At 56.8% G+C, this 17,871-nt stretch carries 19 protein-coding genes and 1 pseudogene; 4 read left to right on the forward strand and 16 right to left on the reverse strand.

The genetic code is table 11. The features are described 5' to 3' along the window. Window positions 1-369 precede the first annotated feature (369 nt). Window positions 370-957 (reverse strand): hypothetical protein, encoded by a 588-nt coding sequence (locus BAA01_14530; protein ID OUM87817.1) that lies wholly within the window; start codon window positions 955-957, stop codon window positions 370-372. Window positions 958-1,117: 160 nt separating this feature from the next. Between BAA01_14530 and BAA01_14535 the strand changes: the two genes are divergently transcribed. Continuing rightward, window positions 1,118-1,630 carry a gamma carbonic anhydrase family protein gene (locus BAA01_14535; protein OUM87818.1) on the forward strand — a complete coding sequence of 171 codons (513 nt, stop codon included), beginning with the start codon at window positions 1,118-1,120 and terminating at the stop codon, window positions 1,628-1,630. A gap of 32 nt (window positions 1,631-1,662) precedes the next feature. On the opposite strand, the gene BAA01_14540 is transcribed toward BAA01_14535, so the two are convergent. The 12 genes from BAA01_14540 to BAA01_14595 all read right to left on the reverse strand — a co-directional run bounded on the left by BAA01_14540 (window position 1,663) and on the right by BAA01_14595 (window position 12,125). Continuing rightward, a complete protein-coding gene (locus tag BAA01_14540; GenBank protein ID OUM87834.1) occupies window positions 1,663-2,169 on the reverse strand; it encodes a hypothetical protein in 507 nt (168 codons plus the stop codon). 254 nt (window positions 2,170-2,423) lie between these two features. Continuing rightward, window positions 2,424-3,020 carry a peptide synthetase gene (locus tag BAA01_14545; GenBank protein OUM87819.1) on the reverse strand — a complete coding sequence of 199 codons (597 nt, stop codon included), beginning with the start codon at window positions 3,018-3,020 and terminating at the stop codon, window positions 2,424-2,426. A gap of 48 nt (window positions 3,021-3,068) precedes the next feature. Further along, window positions 3,069-3,842, reverse strand: a complete 774-nt coding sequence (locus BAA01_14550) for a short-chain dehydrogenase (GenBank protein ID OUM87820.1) — start codon at window positions 3,840-3,842, stop codon at window positions 3,069-3,071. A 34-nt stretch (window positions 3,843-3,876) separates the two neighbouring features. After that, complete coding sequence (locus tag BAA01_14555; protein OUM87821.1) at window positions 3,877-5,211, reverse strand: C4-dicarboxylate ABC transporter permease; 1,335 nt, start codon at window positions 5,209-5,211, stop codon at window positions 3,877-3,879. After that, window positions 5,208-5,705, reverse strand: a complete 498-nt coding sequence (locus BAA01_14560; GenBank protein OUM87822.1) for a hypothetical protein — start codon at window positions 5,703-5,705, stop codon at window positions 5,208-5,210. The genes BAA01_14555 and BAA01_14560 overlap by 4 nt, the downstream gene beginning before the upstream one ends. Before the next feature lie 80 nt (window positions 5,706-5,785). Next, window positions 5,786-6,862 (reverse strand): C4-dicarboxylate ABC transporter substrate-binding protein, encoded by a 1,077-nt coding sequence (locus BAA01_14565; GenBank protein ID OUM87823.1) that lies wholly within the window; start codon window positions 6,860-6,862, stop codon window positions 5,786-5,788. 33 nt (window positions 6,863-6,895) lie between these two features. Then, window positions 6,896-7,420: a dehydroquinase gene (locus tag BAA01_14570; protein ID OUM87824.1), complete on the reverse strand. Its 525-nt coding sequence runs from the start codon at window positions 7,418-7,420 to the stop codon at window positions 6,896-6,898. A gap of 177 nt (window positions 7,421-7,597) precedes the next feature. Next, a complete protein-coding gene (locus BAA01_14575; protein OUM87825.1) occupies window positions 7,598-8,434 on the reverse strand; it encodes a hypothetical protein in 837 nt (278 codons plus the stop codon). Then, window positions 8,431-9,252 carry a hypothetical protein gene (locus tag BAA01_14580; protein ID OUM87826.1) on the reverse strand — a complete coding sequence of 274 codons (822 nt, stop codon included), beginning with the start codon at window positions 9,250-9,252 and terminating at the stop codon, window positions 8,431-8,433. Before BAA01_14580 ends, BAA01_14575 begins: the two co-directional genes overlap by 4 nt. Window positions 9,253-9,394: 142 nt before the next feature. Further along, window positions 9,395-10,588 (reverse strand): hypothetical protein, encoded by a 1,194-nt coding sequence (locus BAA01_14585; protein ID OUM87827.1) that lies wholly within the window; start codon window positions 10,586-10,588, stop codon window positions 9,395-9,397. A gap of 5 nt (window positions 10,589-10,593) precedes the next feature. After that, window positions 10,594-11,727 carry a propanoyl-CoA acyltransferase gene (locus BAA01_14590; GenBank protein ID OUM87835.1) on the reverse strand — a complete coding sequence of 378 codons (1,134 nt, stop codon included), beginning with the start codon at window positions 11,725-11,727 and terminating at the stop codon, window positions 10,594-10,596. A 5-nt stretch (window positions 11,728-11,732) separates the two neighbouring features. Then, window positions 11,733-12,125, reverse strand: a complete 393-nt coding sequence (locus tag BAA01_14595) for a hypothetical protein (GenBank protein ID OUM87828.1) — start codon at window positions 12,123-12,125, stop codon at window positions 11,733-11,735. Between the two features lie 133 nt (window positions 12,126-12,258). Here BAA01_14595 and BAA01_14600 point away from each other — a divergent pair, with 133 nt between their 5' ends. From BAA01_14600 to BAA01_14610, 3 genes are all read left to right on the forward strand, one after another. Beyond that, window positions 12,259-12,483: a hypothetical protein gene (locus BAA01_14600; GenBank protein ID OUM87829.1), complete on the forward strand. Its 225-nt coding sequence runs from the start codon at window positions 12,259-12,261 to the stop codon at window positions 12,481-12,483. Next, on the forward strand, window positions 12,480-13,034 hold the full coding sequence (locus tag BAA01_14605; protein OUM87830.1) for a peptidase: 555 nt from the start codon (window positions 12,480-12,482) through the stop codon (window positions 13,032-13,034). The genes BAA01_14600 and BAA01_14605 overlap by 4 nt, the downstream gene beginning before the upstream one ends. Before the next feature lie 335 nt (window positions 13,035-13,369). Continuing rightward, window positions 13,370-14,167, forward strand: coding sequence for an AraC family transcriptional regulator (locus BAA01_14610; protein ID OUM87831.1), 798 nt, complete (start codon window positions 13,370-13,372; stop codon window positions 14,165-14,167). On the opposite strand, the pseudogene BAA01_14615 reads toward BAA01_14610, so the two are convergent. The 3 genes and pseudogenes from BAA01_14615 to BAA01_14625 all read right to left on the reverse strand — a co-directional run bounded on the left by BAA01_14615 (window position 14,157) and on the right by BAA01_14625 (window position 17,349). Then, window positions 14,157-15,013, reverse strand: a pseudogene (locus BAA01_14615) (sugar ABC transporter permease). The gene BAA01_14610 and the pseudogene BAA01_14615 sit on opposite strands and share 11 nt — an antisense overlap. A 26-nt stretch (window positions 15,014-15,039) precedes the next feature. Then, the gene (locus BAA01_14620) at window positions 15,040-15,927 is read right to left on the reverse strand and encodes an ABC transporter permease (GenBank protein OUM87832.1); all 888 of its coding nucleotides are present in this window, start codon (window positions 15,925-15,927) and stop codon (window positions 15,040-15,042) included. A gap of 93 nt (window positions 15,928-16,020) precedes the next feature. Then, a complete protein-coding gene (locus BAA01_14625; protein ID OUM87833.1) occupies window positions 16,021-17,349 on the reverse strand; it encodes a hypothetical protein in 1,329 nt (442 codons plus the stop codon). Window positions 17,350-17,871 lie beyond the last annotated feature (522 nt).

Raw genomic sequence — 17,871 nt, forward strand, 5'->3', positions numbered from 1 at the left:
AGTCACTTCGCATATTCCGCAGGCCTCCCCAGATAAGAGCGTCATCTTTCCGCCCGCGACCACCGGAGTTTACAGAATTAGCCCTTGGCGGCTTTGGATTTCGTTGTGTTTGGGCAACTCATCCGACTAACCCTGCCTCAAATCCGGTTCGTGTACCTTGGCCCGTGCGTTTGCCTCCGGCTTCCTTCAGATCCCGCCTCGCGGCAGGCACCCTTGCCTTTGGCTAATGGTAGGCGCTCGCCAGCCCCCATTCCGGACTTTCACCGTAGAGATGACGCCCATGCTGGGCGTACCCAAAAAAGAAGCAGCTGCGGTGCGGCTGCTTCTTGCGTATATTCCTTCTTTCCCGGCTGTGAGGTGTGTCGTCCCTCAGGCTCTCCACTGATGGAGAGCGGAGAAATGCCGTCGCTCCCGGACGATCCCGTCCTCTGCGGTCAGCTCGGCATATCCGCCGACGGCAACTTGCAACGTGTTGTGATTTTCCACGAAAGCTTTCACATAATTCCTGCGAACGGCGAAAGCCCCCTCCGGAACCGAAGAAAGTTCGGCCATGTCCTCGTAAACCTCGTCGAACACGTAAACGGTATGGTGGCCCATTTGCAAAGGCACCACTCTGGCGATGATGCCCGCCTTCACTCGGAGGCCGCCGCCGATCTCGCCGACAAACGCGTATTCCCTGTAGACGTAAGACGCGTCCGAAGGGGAAGGCGGCGTGCTTGTTCCGGTCCGCACGTAACGAAGGTACAGAAACTCGGCCTCGGAAATCTCGCGATACCCGAGGTCTTCGATTTTTGTCGTCTTCGTCGCTTCCATCACGCTGTGGGCAACCGTTACGCCGGGAGCCAGCGTCACATGGGATTTTCCGGGCGGAAATTCCGGTTCCCGCGATGAAGCGCACGCGGCGCACGATACCGCCAGTGCCAGCGCGGCCGCCGGCAGCACCAGCCTTCTCTTCATCTCATGGACACCTCCTCCGGCAAAAGAAGGAAAGGCATCTTGAAATTATTTTACAAAAAAGTCATCTTTTTCGAAATCCAATCCGGCACCCGCCGCGGTTTTTCTCCCTAACGCCAATGCGATAAAATGTTCTCGACACCACAAGCAAGGAGCATCAGCCATGATCTACCCCTACCACGGCAAGGAACCGAACATCCACCCGTCCGTTTTCATCGCGGATTACGCCACCATCTCGGGAGACGTGACCATCGGCGAAGACAGCAACATCTGGTTCGGCACCGTCATCCGCGGGGACGTGGCCCCGACGATCATCGGCAAGCGCTGCAGCATCCAGGATCTGAGCTGCCTCCACCAGAGCCCGAACAACCCGCTGATCCTCGAGGACGAGGTCATCGTCGGCCACAAGGCGATGCTGCACAGCTGCATCATCCGCAGGCGGGCGCTCATCGGCATGGGAGCGATTGTCCTGGACAAAGCCGAAATCGGCGAAGGCGCCATCGTCGCCGCCGGCACCGTGGTGCCTCCCGGGAAAAAAATCCCCCCGCATGCGGTGGCGATGGGCAATCCCGCGAAGGTCGTCCGGGAAGTGACGGACGAAGAGCGCCGGGACATGGACCGCATCGTGCGGGAATACGTCGAAAGAGGCAAGTATTATCAATCGCTGAAAAAATGACCAAGCCCAAGTCTCTTGAACTTTGATTCCATCTATCGGGACAGTCGGCTTTCCAGGTACGGCACGGCGTCGCCCCGCTTCGCGTCGGCCAGCTGCAGAAACTGCCCGCGCAGCCAGTCGAACCATTCCCCGTGGGAGCGCTCCAGGCCGAACCGGTCCTTCCCGTTCAGCCGGTATTCGCGGATTTCGCCGGACAGCGCCGCCCGCAGCAGGTAGAACCATTTCGGCTCGTACAGGATCGACAGCTTGTCCGCCCAGCAGAGCCTGCTGGGGGGCTTCCCGTGCATACGGGCGTAGTGCCGGCTGTGATACAGCACCAGATCGCCGTATTCGTCGCCGAACAGCCGGCGGGCGATCCCGGCGCCCAGCTCCGGATGCCGCCGGCCTTCGGGACCGTCCATGTTCGGCGCATGCCAATAGCCCCAGTCGTGGATGAAAATGCATACGGCCTCCCGCCAGCCGGGCCTGCCGTAAAGGCGGCACCACGCCCTGTAAACCGTCCAGGGATGCCAGAGAAACTGGTGCACGCCGAACAGCAGGCTCCGGCGCCCCAGGGGGAACCATGTCCGTTTCCGCTTCATGCCCTCTGCCTCCGAACAAACGTTCCGATTTCTTTATTATAAGAACATTTGTTCGGAAAGGCAAGGGGGCGGCGCCTGTCGGCTCATCGTTCCCGTTCCTCCCGTACCCGCTCGATGGCGCCGATGATGAAGCGGTTTGGAAAATAAAACCGGGGCTGTGTGTTTGCCCCGGTTGTGATGGATACTCCCGTATCTCTTGCAGTCCGGATTGATCATTCGCTGTTGCCGGGATTGGTCTCCGCCAGTTCGGCATGGAGAGAGCCGCTGCGCGGATGCGGGCGTCCGTTGTCCGTGACCACCGCGACGATCACGATCTCGTCGTTCCTCGGCGCGTCGGGAATGCGAAACTCGAAAGACATGTGGTGCGAACGGATTTTGCTGTCCATCTTGTGCTTGATGGCCAAATCGAGCGGAGAGCCCGCCGCCCCCCTTTTTTCCGCAGACGGCAGCAAAGTGGCCGCATTTCCGCACAAGGCGCGAAACGGATTGCCGAACTTCAGCGTGTGGATGATGCAGGAACCGTGTTCGATTTCCCCGTCCAGACCCACCAGCGCCCCCTTGCCGAAAGCTTCCACCTGTTCTCCGGCAATTCCCAGCGCTTGCATGGCCTTCCGGGGAAGAAGTTCGCCCAGATAGGCGGCATACGCGTCGACGAGCGGACTGAGATCCTCCACGAACCGTCCGGCAAAGGGATTTTCGATGACGGCCGCGGCTGCGGCGATGCGCACGGGCCTGGCGACAGGTTTGAATCCTTCTGTCAGGATTTCTTCGACGTAAACCGCGAACTTGCGGATGTTCCGTTGGATCATGCGAACGTCCCCTTCAATACGCAAATTGCTGCGATGGCGCCAACATTCTTAAGCGTTCTTGCAAAATACCACTCCGCCGTCAACGTACAACGGGGATCCCATGATGAAACGGGACTCGTCGGAAGCAAGGAACAGGGCGGCTCTCGCCACGTCTTCCGGACGGCCGAGTTCGCCGCTGATCTGTCTTTGTTTGATGGCTTGAAGCGCCAATTCCGGGTCGGGATATGATTTCTTGATGAAATTTTCCACAAACGGAGTATAGATGGTCCCGGGCAGCAAAGCGTTCACCCTGATGTTGTAAGGAGCATAATCAACCTGCATGGATTTGGTCATGGACAGAATCGCGCCTTTGCTTGCGGCATAGACGGCTCTTCCCGCCAGTCCCATTTCGGCTACGCACGACGACATGTTGATGATGCAGCCGTTTTTTCTTTCCATCATGTATGGCAAGGTGTATTTGCTGACCAGATAGACGCTTTTCACGTTGACAGCCACAATTTTTTCCCATTCATCCGGCTCTATCTCGTGAAGCGCTCCCACGCAGCTTATCCCGGCATTGTTGAAAAGGATATCGATTCGTCCAAATTTTTCGATGATCCGGTCAATCATGGACTTGACGGATGACGGGTCGGAAACATCCGCGTGGTAAAAATGCGCTTGTCCGCCGGCACGGTTGATTGCTTCCACGGTTTTCATTCCATTGGTTTCGTCAACGTCATTGACCAGCACCGTGGCCCCTTCTTCCGCGAAGAGCTTCGCGGTACTGCTTCCGATTCCCGATCCCGCTCCCGTAATCAGGGCGATTTTGTCCTTGAGCCTCATCACGCTCACCATCTTTCCGCCATGATTCTGATTCCTATTTCATGCCGAGCAAATCCGGAAGCCATGTCGATACGACGGGGAAATACGTTACGAGCATGAGGACGACGATCGCGGCGATCACGAACGGCAAAATGCCGATCGAAATTTCCTTGAGCGAAATTTTTGCAATCCCGCTTGCGACATAGAGATTGACCCCGACCGGGGGAGTGAAGAGCCCGATCGCCAAATTCACGACCATAAGGACGCCAAACGCGGTGGGATCGATATCGAATTGCATCACGATCGGTATCAAAATGGGCGTAAACAGGTAGAAAGCGGAAGTCGCTTCCAGAAACATTCCCGCGATCAGCAGGAGAATGTTGATCAGCAACAGAATGACGTACTTGTTGTCCGTTATCGCCAGCATGGTTTGAGTAAAGGTGTTGGCGAAATCTTCAACCGTAATGATGTAGGCAAAAACCGACGCGGCGCCGATGATCAGCATGACGACGGCGGTCGTTGTGGCGGATTCGACCAAAATTTTGGGCAAATCTTTCAGTTTGATCTCCCTGTACACCGCAAAGCCCACGATCAATCCGTAAAAAACCGCCACCACCGCGGCTTCCGTGGGAGTAAACACGCCGCCGTAGATGCCGCCAAGAATGATGAAGGGCATCAGCAAGCCCCAGAAAGCGTCCAAGAACGCCTTGAATTTTTCCCGGACCGTCATCTTCTCCCGGTCTGGCGAAGCCGAAACTCCCTCGGCAGCCACGGCTCCCCTTTTTTCTTTCATTTTCATCGCGACCATCGCGGCAAGATAGAAGCCGATCCCCATCAGAATTCCGGGAACGATGCCGGCAATAAACAGTTTGCCGATGGTCACATTGAGTTTGTCGCCGGCCAGAACGCCAAAGATGATGAACGTAATGCTCGGCGGAATCACGACCCCCATCGAACCGGCGCTGGCCACCAATCCGGAAGCAAGCGGTTTCGAATAGCCGTATTTCAGCATGGCGGGAATCAAAATCGTGCCCACCGCCGCAACGGTCGCGGGTCCCGATCCGGAAATGGCGGCAAAAAACATGGCCGTCAGCACGGTGACCATGACCATGCCGCCCTTGTAATGGCCGACCAGGGCATCCGCGAAACGGATCAATCGCTTGGATACACCGGCATATTCCATAATAACGCCGGCGAGAATAAAAAACGGAATGGCCAGCAGGGTGAATTTCGAAATGCTGGCGTACATGATGTCGGGAACCAGGGACAGCGCCGAAATGCCGTCCCGCATGAGCAGGATGATGGCGGCCGCCGAGGCGATCGCGATCCCGATCGGCACGTTCAAGAACAGCAGCAAAAAAAAGATTCCGAATAACAGCCAGGCCATCAGGGAGTTTCACCCCGTTTTTGCATATGTGCCTTCAACTCGAGCCCGGTCACTTGAATGGCTCGAAACACGCAGAGCAGACTTCCCAACGGAACGCCCAGGGTAAAAATCCATTGGGGCCAACCAAGCGACGGGGTGACCAACTTCAGATTATATTGGAACTTGACCATTTCGATCCCATAATAGAAAGTGATCAAGAAAACAATCGTCGTTAATCCGCCCACGAAAACCAGCAATCCCAGCTTCCATGTCCCTTTCAGCGCGCCCAGCAGGAAATCGAAAGCCAAATGCGCTCCGCGATGAATGCCGACCGACGCCCCGACGAAAGTCAGCCACACGAACAAATTGATCGTGATTTCTTCCGTATATCCCAATGCGATGTTCAAAAAATAGCGGGAAATCACATTGGCGAACGCGATGACGGACATGACGGCAAGGCTCAAAGCCAAAATGGCATATTCAATTTTCTGCAAAATTTTGCTCACGATCGGAATCATCTCCCCGGGACCGGTTTGCAAGCGGGCAGGAGGGGTTTCCGCCCGCCTGCCCGCCTGCCTTTAAACCGTTCGCAAGCATCTCAATTCCGGAAAGCATCCAGCAATTCCTGGCCCCAAACCGGTCCATACTTTTCGTAGATGGGGCTGACTTTTTCTTTGAACGCGTTCAATTCTTCTTCCGTCGGATAATGGACTTCCATGAGTTGTTCCAGTTCCGCGATTTGCTGGGATTCCTTTTCCCGCGACAATTTGACCTGATATTCGTTGGCGGCGGTGGCCGCTTCCCGGAGAATCTCTTGGTCCTCCGGATGCAGGGAATCAAACAGTTTCTTGTTCATGCCCATCACAATCGCGTCGAAGGAATAGTTCCACATCGTCAAATATTTTTGGACTTCATAAAACTTGGTGGAATGGATGAGGTCGATCGGGTTTTCCTGGCCGTCCACGACGCCCTGCTGCAAAGCCGGGAACAATTCCGGGAAAGACATTTGCACCGGATTGGCGCCGAACAGCTCCCACAAATCGACGTACATTTTGATGCCCGGAATGCGGAATTTCAGGCCCTTGAGATCATCCGGGGTTTTGATCTGCCGCGAATTGTTGGTGACTTGACGGAAGCCGTTTTGGCCCAGGCCAAGGGGTTCGATGCCTTTTTCCCGGAGAAGCGCTTTGAGGGCTTCCCCGCCTTCCCCGCCGAGCTTCTGGTCCACGTCCGCCCAATCCTTGAACAGGAACGGCGCCGAAATCACCCCGAATTTTTCATCCACCAGGGAGTAAAAGATCGTGGAGTCGTAAGACAAATCGTTCTTCCCCTGAATCAGAAACTCGATGGCTTTGACATTGTCCCCGCCGGACAGCTGGTTGTTGGCGAACAGGTTGATCTTGATTCTTCCGTTCGATTTCTCGTCCGCCAGTCTGGCGAATTCCTGGGCGGCCAGGAACCATGTGGAAGTTTCGCCGACCGGTATGGACATGTTGAAATTATACGATTGCGTCGGTCCCTGATTTTCGGAAGATCCGCCGCCGCTGGCGGATGGCGAGGCGGCAGGCGTTTGGCCGCCTGACGGCTGATCGGATGCCGAACGGTTGCCGCAGGCCGCAAGGAACGTCGAAATGGCCAACATCATCGCGATGACAATAAGACCCGTTCTTTTCATAAACACCAGACCTTTCTTTTGATTTTTTTCAAATCAGGAATTCCCGGCTCCCAAAAATTCCTTGTCGTCCAGCGCCCAAACCAAACCCACGAGCGCCGCCAGGTAGCTGTATTGCCTGAGCCCCATCGCCACGCCGGTGACGGTCGGGCTGAACCGCGAGCGCAGCGGGCCGTGCGGCACTCCGCGCGGGTAAAGACCGGTGGCGGCAATGTTGGCAAAATGGACTTCAATCACGGGTTTTCCCGTTTCATCCAACGCGTGCCGCGTCGCTTCCCCCACTTCTGTCAATCCCGCGGGGTTGATGATATAGCCGTCCACCCGTTCCGCCGATTCGTGGATGTATTCGAGAATCGCGCCTTCATAGTTGGACGCAAAGGTTTCGACATCCACGCCCAGGGAGTTCCCGGCTTCTTTCATGAAATTCTGCAAGTCTTCCAGCGAATTGATGGCCCCGTATACCTTCTTGTTCCTTCGGCCCAGATTGGACATGTTTGGACCGTCGATGACGGAAATCAGATATCGCTTTTCACCGTTGCGCTTCAGGACTCTTTCGGACATTCGATTCACTCCTTATATTGTTTTTACTAGTAATTATTTCTATCTTGTAAATTGAATTGTCATCTACATTCCCCCCTAAGCAGATCCCCCCGAGTTCAATTTTCAGCTAAGAACGAAAAGTAAGGGTTTTCATCCTGGTGATTGAAGTGATCGAAGTCGAAGTTGCAAACGGACCGGCTAAGTCCATTGGATGTCGGCCAAGAACGGTTCAACGGCGGATATGAAGGCATCCGGCTTTTCGAGAAACGCCATGTGGGCTGCTTCGGGAATCTCGAAATATCGGGCACCCGAAATTCTTTTCGCGATTTCCTTCGAAAGATGGGGCGGCGTCGACGGGTCCCGGTCGCCCACGATCACAAGACACGGAACCCGAACGGCATGGATTTCATTCAACACGTTGAAATTCCCGATCGCCCTCCAAGTCCAGCCATGCACCTGCGGATCATTGGCCAGGAGCCGTCTCCTGATCCTTTCGACCAGAGACGGGTTATTCCGCAACGTTTCTTCCGTAAACCACCGCTTCAGGGTATCGTCGACTTCCGCGGCAATCCCGCCCGTTTCCACAATGGACGCCCTCTTCTCCATGACCTCTTGGTCTCCGTAGGGCGTCGTGTTGGCCAAGACAAGGCCGGCTACCAGCTCCGGCCATTTGACCGCCACAATCTGGGCAACCATTCCGCCCAGGGACTGGCCGCAAAGGACGAAGGACTTGAAATCCAGGCCCCGAAGCAAGTTCGCGACATCGCTTGCGAAATCCTCCAATGTGAAGGGGCCGTCGGGCTTGTCGCTGTTTCCATATCCGGGAAAATCAATGGAAATGACCGTATATTTCTTTGAGAACGCTTTCTCCTGAATCTGCCAATATTCGGAGCATAACCCAACCGGATGCAGCAAAACGATGGGCGGACCATTGCCGGTTATTTGGTAATACAGTTTTGCCCCGTCAGATTTGCAAAAATACATGTGCATCCTGTCCCCCAAATGACGGTTTGCCCAACCTGCCCGCCAAATCACGGCTGGAATTCCGGATCCCGCAGCGGCCAGGCAACGCCACTCTGGCGATCCGTTTCAAACTGCGCCTCAAGCAGCACGGACAATTCGGCGGATGCGTTCTTCAAGGCCGCTACAATCGGCTCCGTCATTTCATCCCGGAACCGCTGTTGGGGAATCGTGACGCAAACGTTCCCCGCAACCCGCGTGCCGTCTATTTCGGTGAAAATGGGGACGGCAATTCCCACCGCACCTTCGATATGCTCGCCTTTGCTGATGGCGTATCCGCGCTTCCTTATCTGCTCCAATCGGTCCAGCAACCGCTTTTTGTCCTGGATGGTCTCATTGGTGTACTTCGTCAATTCCCGGGAGGCGATTTGTTCCCGCAAAGTTCCGGGGAAGAACGCGAGGGATGCCTGTCCGCTCGCACCCGCGGTGATTTGATGGCAATCTCCCACCTTGATCTGATACTGCAACGGATGACTAGAATGGGCGACGTCCATGACGAAGACCTGAGCGTGATCCGCGGCGACGATATAAAGGACGCAAGTTTCGCCGGTGTTCTCCATCGCCCGCTGCAGTGTCTGGTGAATCAGGGCGCTCTGGTCGAACTTCTGGAGAACCAGGAGCGCCAGCCGCACCAATTCGATGCCCACCGCATAACGGCCGTTTTTCAGCTTCCGGACATAACCGGATTGCTGAAGGACCGACAGGATCCGGTGCACGGTGCTCGGCGCCAGTCCCAATTCTTTGGCCGTTTCGCGAATGCCGGCGTCGTTGTCCTTTTCAAGAATCGAGTTCAAGATCAGAAATTCCCTGAGAACCCGGTTTTGCCGCTCCAAACCGCTCGCCTCGCTTCCTCAAAACCTGTCCCCCTGATCTTACTATACGATCCCCTCCTTCGAAAACGGTTTCCCGGGTTCGCCCGGACGGAACCGGCGTCCGCGCATCGGCCGCGTTCGCCCGCATCCGCTTCTTGCGCTCCTAGCCGCACCGGATCACCCCTTCCTGTTCCAGGCGCCCGATGTCCTCGTCGCTGTATCCGAATTCCCGCAACACCTGCGCCGTATGCTCGCCCAGGCGAGGAGGCGGCAAGGGATTGGCGGATTGTTCGGAAAGCTTCAGCGGATCGCCGGCAACCCGGAAACGGGTTCCGCCCGGATATTCCAGTTCCTGTACCATGTTCCGGTGCCGGGTGTGCGGATGATTCAGGGCATCCAGCACGCCGTTGATCATCGCGGCGGGAACTCCTTCCTGTTGCAGCCGTTCCACCAGCTCCGGAGCCGAAAATTTTTGGAAGTTCGCTTCCAGTTCCGGAAGCAGACGGTCGATGTTTTCCAGCCGGTCGGCGTTGGTGGCGAACGCAGGATCCTGGAGCAGTTCCTCCGCTCCCAGCACCTCGCAAAGCTTCCGCCACATTTCTTCCGTATTCGCGCAAATCACCATGTCCTGCCCGTCGCCGCAGGTGAACGCCCGGTACGTGGGGATCGAGCGGTGACCGCGGCCCTGCAGGCCGGGTTCCTCACCGGAAAACATGGCGTATGCGCCCTGGTAGGAAAGCTTGGCGATCTGGCAGTCCAGCATCGCGACATCGATATGTTTCAGTTGCTCCCCGCTTTTCATGCGGGTCCGCTGGTAAAGCTGGGCGAGAATGCCGATCACGGCATACAGCCCGGCGTCCAGATCGCCGGTGGGAATGCCGGATCTCACCGGTTTGCCGCCCGGTTCGCCGGTCATGCTCATGCCGCCGCTCATGGCCTGCACGATCATGTCATAGGCCGGCAGCCGGGACAGCGGACCGTCGGAACCGAAACCCGAAATGCTGCACAGAATGATGTCCGGATTGGCCGACCGGAGCACGTCGTCGCCGAGTCCCAGGCGATCCATGACGCCCGGCCGGAAATTTTCGATGACCACATCCGCCCTGGCAACCATCCGCAGGAAAACCGCGCGCCCCTCTTCGCTTTTGAGGTTCAGGCAGATGCTGCGTTTGTTGCGGTTCGTCGACAGGAAGTACAGGCTGCTCTCTTCGATGAAATAAGGCGGAAGGTGGCGGGTCGAATCGCCCTCGCCCCACTCGATCTTGATCACATTGGCGCCGAGGTCGCCCAGGATCTGGGTGGCGAACGGCCCGGCCAGGAATTGCGTCAGGTCCAGCACGGTGATTCCGTTCAGCATCCCGATCACCTGACCAGCACGTGCATCGTGCAAGCGCCATGATCCATGCCCGCGATGCCGCCGCCGGTGCAATGGGTGAGACCGACTTTCGCCCCTTCCACCTGGCGGGCGCCGGCTTCGCCGCGCAGCTGCTCGACGATTTCCACGATCTGCGCGACGCCCGTGGCGCCCAGCGGATGGCCCTTGCTGAGCAGTCCGCCGCTGGGGTTGACGGGCAGGCGTCCTCCGATCGCCGTGGCCCCCGAACGCACCAAATCCAGCCCTTCTCCCTGCTTGCAGAATCCAAGCGCTTCATAATAGAACACTTCCGCGCTGGCGAAAGCGTCATGCACTTCCGCCACGTCGACGTCCTCCGGACCGATGCCGGCGGATTCGTAAGTTTCCTTTGCGCAACGCACCGTGATTTCATCCACGGTGGTGTCCACGATCCCGTCCTCAAACACGCCCGACGTGATGCGGGATGCCCGCACCTCGACCGACCGGCTGTTGCGGTAACGTTCGGAGGTGATCAGGAGCGCCGCCGCGCCGTCCGCCTTCGGACAACACATGAGCAGCGTAAGCGGATCCGCGACGGGACGGGAGGCCAGCACCTCTTCCACCGTGATGGGGTCGCGGAACAGCGCATTTTCGTTGAAACCGGCATGTCTGCGGTTCTTCACGGCCACTTGGGCAAGGTCGGCCGGCGTGCCGCCATATTCGTAAAAATACCGCTGCGCGCGCATGGCGTAGACCGCCGGCATGATCTGCCCGAGCCGCACCTCATGGTCATCGTCTTCCAGCGGTATCGCGCCCGAACCGAAACGGCTCAGCTTCTCCGAACCGATCACGAGCACCGCGTCGTACATGCCCTGCGCCACGGCGGTCCAACCCAGATGCAGAGCCGAGGAACCGCTGGAGCAAGCATTTTCGATGTTGACGAGGGGCACGCCCGTCATGCCCAGATCGCGCAGAATCCGTTGTCCGAGAAGAGAGCCGCCCCATGCGGAACCGCTGTAGACGGCTTCCACCCGGTTCCGGTCGAAACCGGCGTCGCGAAGCGCGGCGACGACCGCTTCCTGGGCAATCTCGGAGAGGTTCATGTCGTATTTCTTGCGAAAAGGCGTCATCCCGATTCCTGTCACGTATACGGGTCTCGCCATCATGCTCACTCCTTCCCGGCAGGTACAAAGCAATAGGCCAGCACGGCATCCTCGCCTTCGCCGAAACTGCAGGCCGATGTCGCGACCTTCATGCCGATCCGCAGATCCTCATAATTTGCGCGAATCTGGCCGAAGACGCGCAGGCCTTCCGGAAAATCCACATAGCCGACAATGTACGGCGCGGAGTACAGCTTATGCGGGGTATGGACGCGGGAAAAACTGTACAGCGTGCCGATCCGGCTCATTTCCTTCTTCTCCGGATTTTTTGCGTGGCAATTCGGGCAATACCGCAGCGGCGGAAAATTCCGCTTCCCGCAATGTTCGCATTCCGACATCAGCAATGACACTTCGTTTTCCGACACCTGCTTCCAAAAATCCGCATTCAATTTCTTCACCAATACCACGACTCCTTGATGGGTTGATCATCGGATGTCACCGAAGCGGTTTCCGCTGTCCGGGCCATACCGATCACGGGGCGGATGTGTTCCGTTTTTTGGAACACTGTTTCAATAATGGAGCAAAAAATAAAAGGTGAAAAAAGTCGTATCAAGTTGTTCCGCTATTTGGAACACTGTTCCTATTAATGATTATAAGTCGTTTGTTTTGTCCGTGTCAATGCGCTACAAGGACTTCGCGGAGAACGACATTTTCCGCCGCAAACTCGATTGTGTTCTTGAAAGATTTTGTCAGGAGGAAATTTCCTTTTGGCAAAGAAATATATATATCACCATATCTTTCAGGAGGGATGAATCGTGAGCAAGAAGGTGTTGATCCTGGCGGGCGACGCGGTGGAAGCGCTGGAAGTGTATTACCCCTATTACAGGTGTCTTGAAGCGGGATATGATGTCACCATTGCCGCCCCTTCCGCGAAAAAGCTTCAGACCGTCGTGCACGACTTCATCGAGGGCGTGGATACGTACATCGAGCGTCCGGGATACGGCATTCAGGCGCATGAAGCGTTCGAAAACATCAAGCCGGAGGAATACGACGGCCTGATCATCCCGGGCGGCCGGGCGCCGGAGTACATCCGGCTGAACGAACACGTGCCGAGGATCGTCAAGCATTTCTTTGACGCGGGAAAACCGATTGCGGCCATCTGCCACGCGGCGCAAATCCTGTCCACGATCCCGGAAGTGCTGCAAGGACGCAAGCTCACGGCCTACATCGCCTGCAAGCCCGAAGTCAAGGCGGCAGGCGGCACGTATGTCGACGAGACCCTCCACGTCGACCGCAACCTCGTCAGCGGACACGCCTGGCCGGACCTGCCGGGGTTCATGCGGGAATTCATCGCCCTGCTCGAAAAATGAGAAAAAGAGGGAACGGAAAACCCGTTGTGTTCCGTTCCCTCTTTTTTCAATGCCCAGGCCGTTTCAACTTGCCCGCGCCCCCGCGCCTTCCAACGCCGATCCTTTCACCGGCCCCTGGCATCCTTTCCTCCGATGACCACTTCCGTTTCCACTTTTTCAAGACCCGGCGGCAAATCCTTCTCCTCCGTCAAGTCCAGCCTCGGTTCGCCGTCCACATCAAAATGAACCCTGCGCAATCCGGCGGACCGCGGACCGTTCACGCCGGGTCTGGCATGGTATGCGTTCCAGAAACATTTGATGAGTCCATTCCAATGACGGCACCGGAGGGGGTTATCATGATTGAAATTTTCTATGTCGAATGCGACGCAACCCATCCGGACAATTTCGTCTTCGATATCCCCGAAGGACACGACTGCTTTATGCTGGTGTTCACCAAGACGCCCGCCGTGTTCTGGGCGGAGAACGAACTTCGGGAATATCCGGCCTACAGCGCCATCCTTTACCGGCCGCGCCAGAAAATTTACTACCGGGCCTGCGCCGATCTGTACATCAACAACTGGATCCGTTTCGCCACCGATGAAACGTTTGTCACCAAAGCCCCGCTTCCGTTCGGCGTGCCGTTTTCGATCAAGGATCCGGTGTATTGCCATCATTTGTTCCAGCTGCTCGTTTTCGAACATTCGTTCAACAATCCAAAAAAAGAGTCATCCATTCAACTTCTGCTCCAAACGCTGTTCAACAAGCTCGTCGAATCCTACGAATCCAACTTCAACAACGAGATCACGCCCCATTATTACAACCTGCTGAAATTGCGCACGGCCATCCACAGCAATCCGGGCCATGAGTGGAGCGTGCCCAAAATGGCGGAATTGCTTCACATCAGCCCGGGGTACCTGCAGGTGGTGTACAAAAAAACGTTCGGCATCTCTCCCATGAACGACGTGATCCAAAGCCGGATCCGTTCCGCCCAGGAATATCTCATGCACAGCTCCTACTCGGTCGCCGAGATCGCGGAACGGTGCGGTTACCGGCATGTGGAACATTTCTGCCGGCAGTTCAAACAGGTCACCGGTTTCAGCCCGCGGGAATACCACAAGCGGTCCCGGCTCAAGGCGCAAAGCTTCAGCCCTTGATTCCGGTCATGGTAATCCCCTGGACGAAATAGCGTTGTCCGACGAAAAACAGCACCAGCACCGGAATGACCGTAATGGACGAAACGGCCATCAGCATCTGGATCTGCGCGGAGCCGAAGAGTTCTCGAAGAACCTCAGGCCGATCGCCAGCGTGAAGTTCTCGTCGCTGTTCAGTTAGATGAGCGGCCAGAAGTAGTCGTTCCAATGGTACGTGATCGACATGAGCGCCACGGCGATCATGGCGGGCCGGATCGCCGGAAGCAGGATCCGGCTGAAAATCTGGAACGAGTTCGCGCCGTCGATGTAAGCCGCTTCGTCCAAATCTTTCGGAATCGTCTTGAGGAACTGCCGCAGCAGGAAAATGTTGAACGCGCCGCCGCCGAAAAACGAAGGAACGATCAGCGGTTTCAGCGTATCCAGCCACCCGAACTTGGTGAACAACAGATAAGTCGGGATGAGCGTCACCTGGCTGGGCAGCATCAGCGTGGCCAGCACGATGCTGAAGAAAAACCCGTTGTAGCGCGATCTGAACCGGGCGAAGCCGTAGGCCACCAGGGCGGCGGAAAATACGGCTCCCAGCGTCGCGGTCAGCGCCACGACCAGGGTGTTGATCGTATAGCGCGTAAAGTCCGCGTATTTCCAGCCCTCGATGAAGTTGTCGAACGTGAACGTCTTCGGAATCAGGCGCTGCGGCAGCGTGTACGCCTCCGACGGAAGCTTGAACGCCGTGGAGATCATCCACAGAAACGGAAAAATGAACACGAACGCCAGCATGATCAGCATGAGGTAACTGAAGAGGTCGCCGATCAGCTTTTTTCGCCTTTTGCTCCGGAAGTACGGATTCATTCTGCGCATCACCCGGGATGAGTCCGTCATTCATAGTGAACCCAGTATTTGGATGTCCGGTTCACAATTTGCGTGATGGTCATGATGACGAGAAACAGGATCCAAGCTAGCGTGGAAGCATAGCCCATCTCGCTGTACTTGAAACCGTAGTCGTAGATGTGCATCATGTAGGTGTGCGTCGAATAGCTCGGACCGCCCTCGGTCAGAATGTGCGGCTGCATGAAGATTTGAAACCCTCCGATAATCCCCATGACCAGGTTGAAATAGATCGTGGGCGTGACGAGGGGAAGCGCGATCCGCGTGATCTTGACGTAGGCGCTCGCCCCGTCGATCTCCGCGCTCTCATACAACTGCTCCGGAATATCCTGCAGGCCGGCGAGCGTGATGATGATGGAGTTGCCGATCGTCCATACGCCGATGATGATGATGGCCGGCATCGCCCAGCGGGTGTCGCTCAGCCAGTTCGGGCCGGTGACGCCGAACCAGGAAAGGAAGTAATTGATCAGGCCGAACTGCGCGTTGAAAATCCATCCCCAAAGGAGAACCACCGCCACGCCGGACGTCACGTAAGGAATATAGAAGCTGGTTCGGAAAAAAACGATCCCCTTCAGCTTCTTGTTCAGCAAAAGCGCAATCAGAAAGGAAAACAGCAGGCTGACGGGCACGGAGACCAGCACGTAATACAGCGTATTGACCAGCGCTTTGTAGAACAGGTCGTCTTTGGCGAAAGCCCGGACGAGGTTCTCGACGCCGATGAACGTTCCCGATCCCGTCAAATCGGTGTCGGTAAACACCATGATGAACGAATGGACCATCGGATAGAGGGTGAAGATCAGGAAGCCCAGCAGCCACGGGGAAATATAAAGGAAGAATTGCCGGTTCTCCCTTCTTTCGATGCTGCCGACTCGCTTCATGTTTCCGCCTCCAAGGTGGGATAAGCGGCGAAAGACGGGAGAGGATATTTGGCGGGCAAATATCCTCTCGCCGTCTCCGCCTGTCATCGTCATTCACTGTCTGGCGTGGATGGAATCGAACGCTTCCTGGATCTTGGGCGCGTATTCCCGGGCCACTTCTTCGGCCGATCTGCCCTGCAGCGTGACCTGCTCCCAGACTTGTCCGTACAGGTCCGCCGCCTTGGCAAGGGCGCCTCCCCACGGGAACACGATGGCGTTCTCAAGCCCCGTCACGAAATCCTCCATTTTGATCGACGTGCCTTCGATGGTCTTGGCCTTGAACGTGGTCTCGGCGGCTTCGCGGGGCGCGGGCAGATTGACCCGGCTGTAGATGTCGCCCACTTCCTTGTTCAGGGATGCCGTCTTGATGTAGGCCCATGCCGCTTCCTTGTTCTTCGAGTCCTTGTTCATGGCGAATCCCGTCTGGAACTTGATGTTGACGGTCCGGCCTTCGGGATCCCGCGGCGGCATCACGATTCCCCACTCGAAGTTGTTGCCCACCGCTTTCGCGATGGTGGAAGCTTCGAACAGGCCCATCGGATACATGGCGGCTCTTCCGGCCGCGAACATTTGATCCATCGGCATCGCTTTGGACGCGGCATCGTCGGGCATCGCGCCGTCCTTCACGAGGTCGCCGAACAACTGATATCCCTTGATCACCCTCGGATCGTCCAGCTGCTGCTTCGTCCAGTCGTCGTTGTACGGCCTGCCGCCGTAAATCATCGGGGCGAAGCTTTGGAGAATCCAGTGCGCCACGATGCCGTAGATCCGGTTCGCCCCTTCGCCGGAGGATACTTTCCTCGCGATTTCCGCAAAGTCGTCCCAGGTCCAGTCGTCCGTCGGATACGGCACGCCGGCGTCGTCGAAAATCTTCTTGTTGTAGGCGATCATGAAGTCGGAAGCCGTGGTCGGCATGCCTTCCCGCTTGCCGTCCGGCTGCACGTAGCCTTTGTCGACACCCGGCGTGAGCAACGACGCAAGATCCAGGCCGTCCCGCTCGACGTACGGATTCAGATCTTCAAACCATTTGGAACGAAGGCCTCTCCAGTCGGGCGACATCATGATGACGTCCCCGGCGTTGCCCGCCGCAAGGGCCGCGTCGAGTTTGGTGTCGACTTCGTTCGCCGGCAGCCAGATTTCTTTGACTTTCACCTTCGGATAGAGCTTTCGGAAGACTTCCGTGGCCTCTTTCCGGGTTTGCAGCTCTTCGCCGCCGCCCCAGCCGAAAACGGTGATTTCCCCGGAAATCTCCTGGCCGCCGCTCTGGCCGTCCGAGGGTTCCCCCGACGAACCGCCGGACGGGGAAGAAGACTGTCCGCCTCCCCCTCCGCAAGCCGCAAGCAGCAAAGCCAGCGCCAGCAAAACGCAGAAGCTCTTTCGCATGGTAACCCTCCCTGGTGATTGATTAAGCGCTTTCAAAGATCACATGATCGTTTGCCCGCAGACCGACACCTTCACCACCAATTGACGGCATTTCTTGCTTTTTATGGTACATGGTAAATTGAAGCCAACCCCGATACAATGATCGATCTTTATGGTTCTTTGATGGATTCTTATGTTGCATAAAAATCGAATTGCAATCGAGTAGAAGGGGGCGGCTAGCCCCCGTCCTCTCACACACCACCTGGCATGCGGGTCCGCACCAGGCGGTTCCGAAGAGTTAACGAAATGCCAAGTAACATTCAAGCATGCTGACCAGCCCTTGCGCCTGAAAATATCGGGTGTCAAGGGCGTTGTTCAGGTTGCGGGACATCTCCCATGGCCCCCGGCGTGAGTTCGCCATTATATGGACGAAGTGTTCCGGTACCCCCAGCGCCCGCAGTTCACGGTAGCGCGTCCGTATCCGTTTCCACTGCTTCCATAGGCACATCCTCAGCCGCCGGCGTATCCACTGGTCAAGAGTTT

Origin of the sequence: Bacillus thermozeamaize (assembly GCA_002159075.1) — a bacterium.
Lineage (GTDB): Bacteria > Bacillota > Bacilli > ZCTH02-B2 > ZCTH02-B2 > Bacillus_BB > Bacillus_BB thermozeamaize.

Coding starts and splice junctions, on each gene's coding strand:
- BAA01_14570 (OUM87824.1), bottom strand. CDS start 7,420: ATGTCCGAAAGAGTCCTGAAGCGCAACGGTGAAAAGCGATATCTGATT.
- BAA01_14550 (OUM87820.1), bottom strand. CDS start 3,842: ATGAGGCTCAAGGACAAAATCGCCCTGATTACGGGAGCGGGATCGGGA.
- BAA01_14620 (OUM87832.1), bottom strand. CDS start 15,927: ATGAAGCGAGTCGGCAGCATCGAAAGAAGGGAGAACCGGCAATTCTTC.
- BAA01_14530 (OUM87817.1), bottom strand. CDS start 957: ATGAAGAGAAGGCTGGTGCTGCCGGCGGCCGCGCTGGCACTGGCGGTA.
- BAA01_14565 (OUM87823.1), bottom strand. CDS start 6,862: ATGAAAAGAACGGGTCTTATTGTCATCGCGATGATGTTGGCCATTTCG.
- BAA01_14585 (OUM87827.1), bottom strand. CDS start 10,588: ATGCTGAACGGAATCACCGTGCTGGACCTGACGCAATTCCTGGCCGGG.
- BAA01_14625 (OUM87833.1), bottom strand. CDS start 17,349: ATGCGAAAGAGCTTCTGCGTTTTGCTGGCGCTGGCTTTGCTGCTTGCG.
- BAA01_14610 (OUM87831.1), top strand. CDS start 13,370: ATGATTGAAATTTTCTATGTCGAATGCGACGCAACCCATCCGGACAAT.
- BAA01_14535 (OUM87818.1), top strand. CDS start 1,118: ATGATCTACCCCTACCACGGCAAGGAACCGAACATCCACCCGTCCGTT.
- BAA01_14560 (OUM87822.1), bottom strand. CDS start 5,705: ATGATTCCGATCGTGAGCAAAATTTTGCAGAAAATTGAATATGCCATT.
- BAA01_14545 (OUM87819.1), bottom strand. CDS start 3,020: ATGATCCAACGGAACATCCGCAAGTTCGCGGTTTACGTCGAAGAAATC.
- BAA01_14590 (OUM87835.1), bottom strand. CDS start 11,727: ATGGCGAGACCCGTATACGTGACAGGAATCGGGATGACGCCTTTTCGC.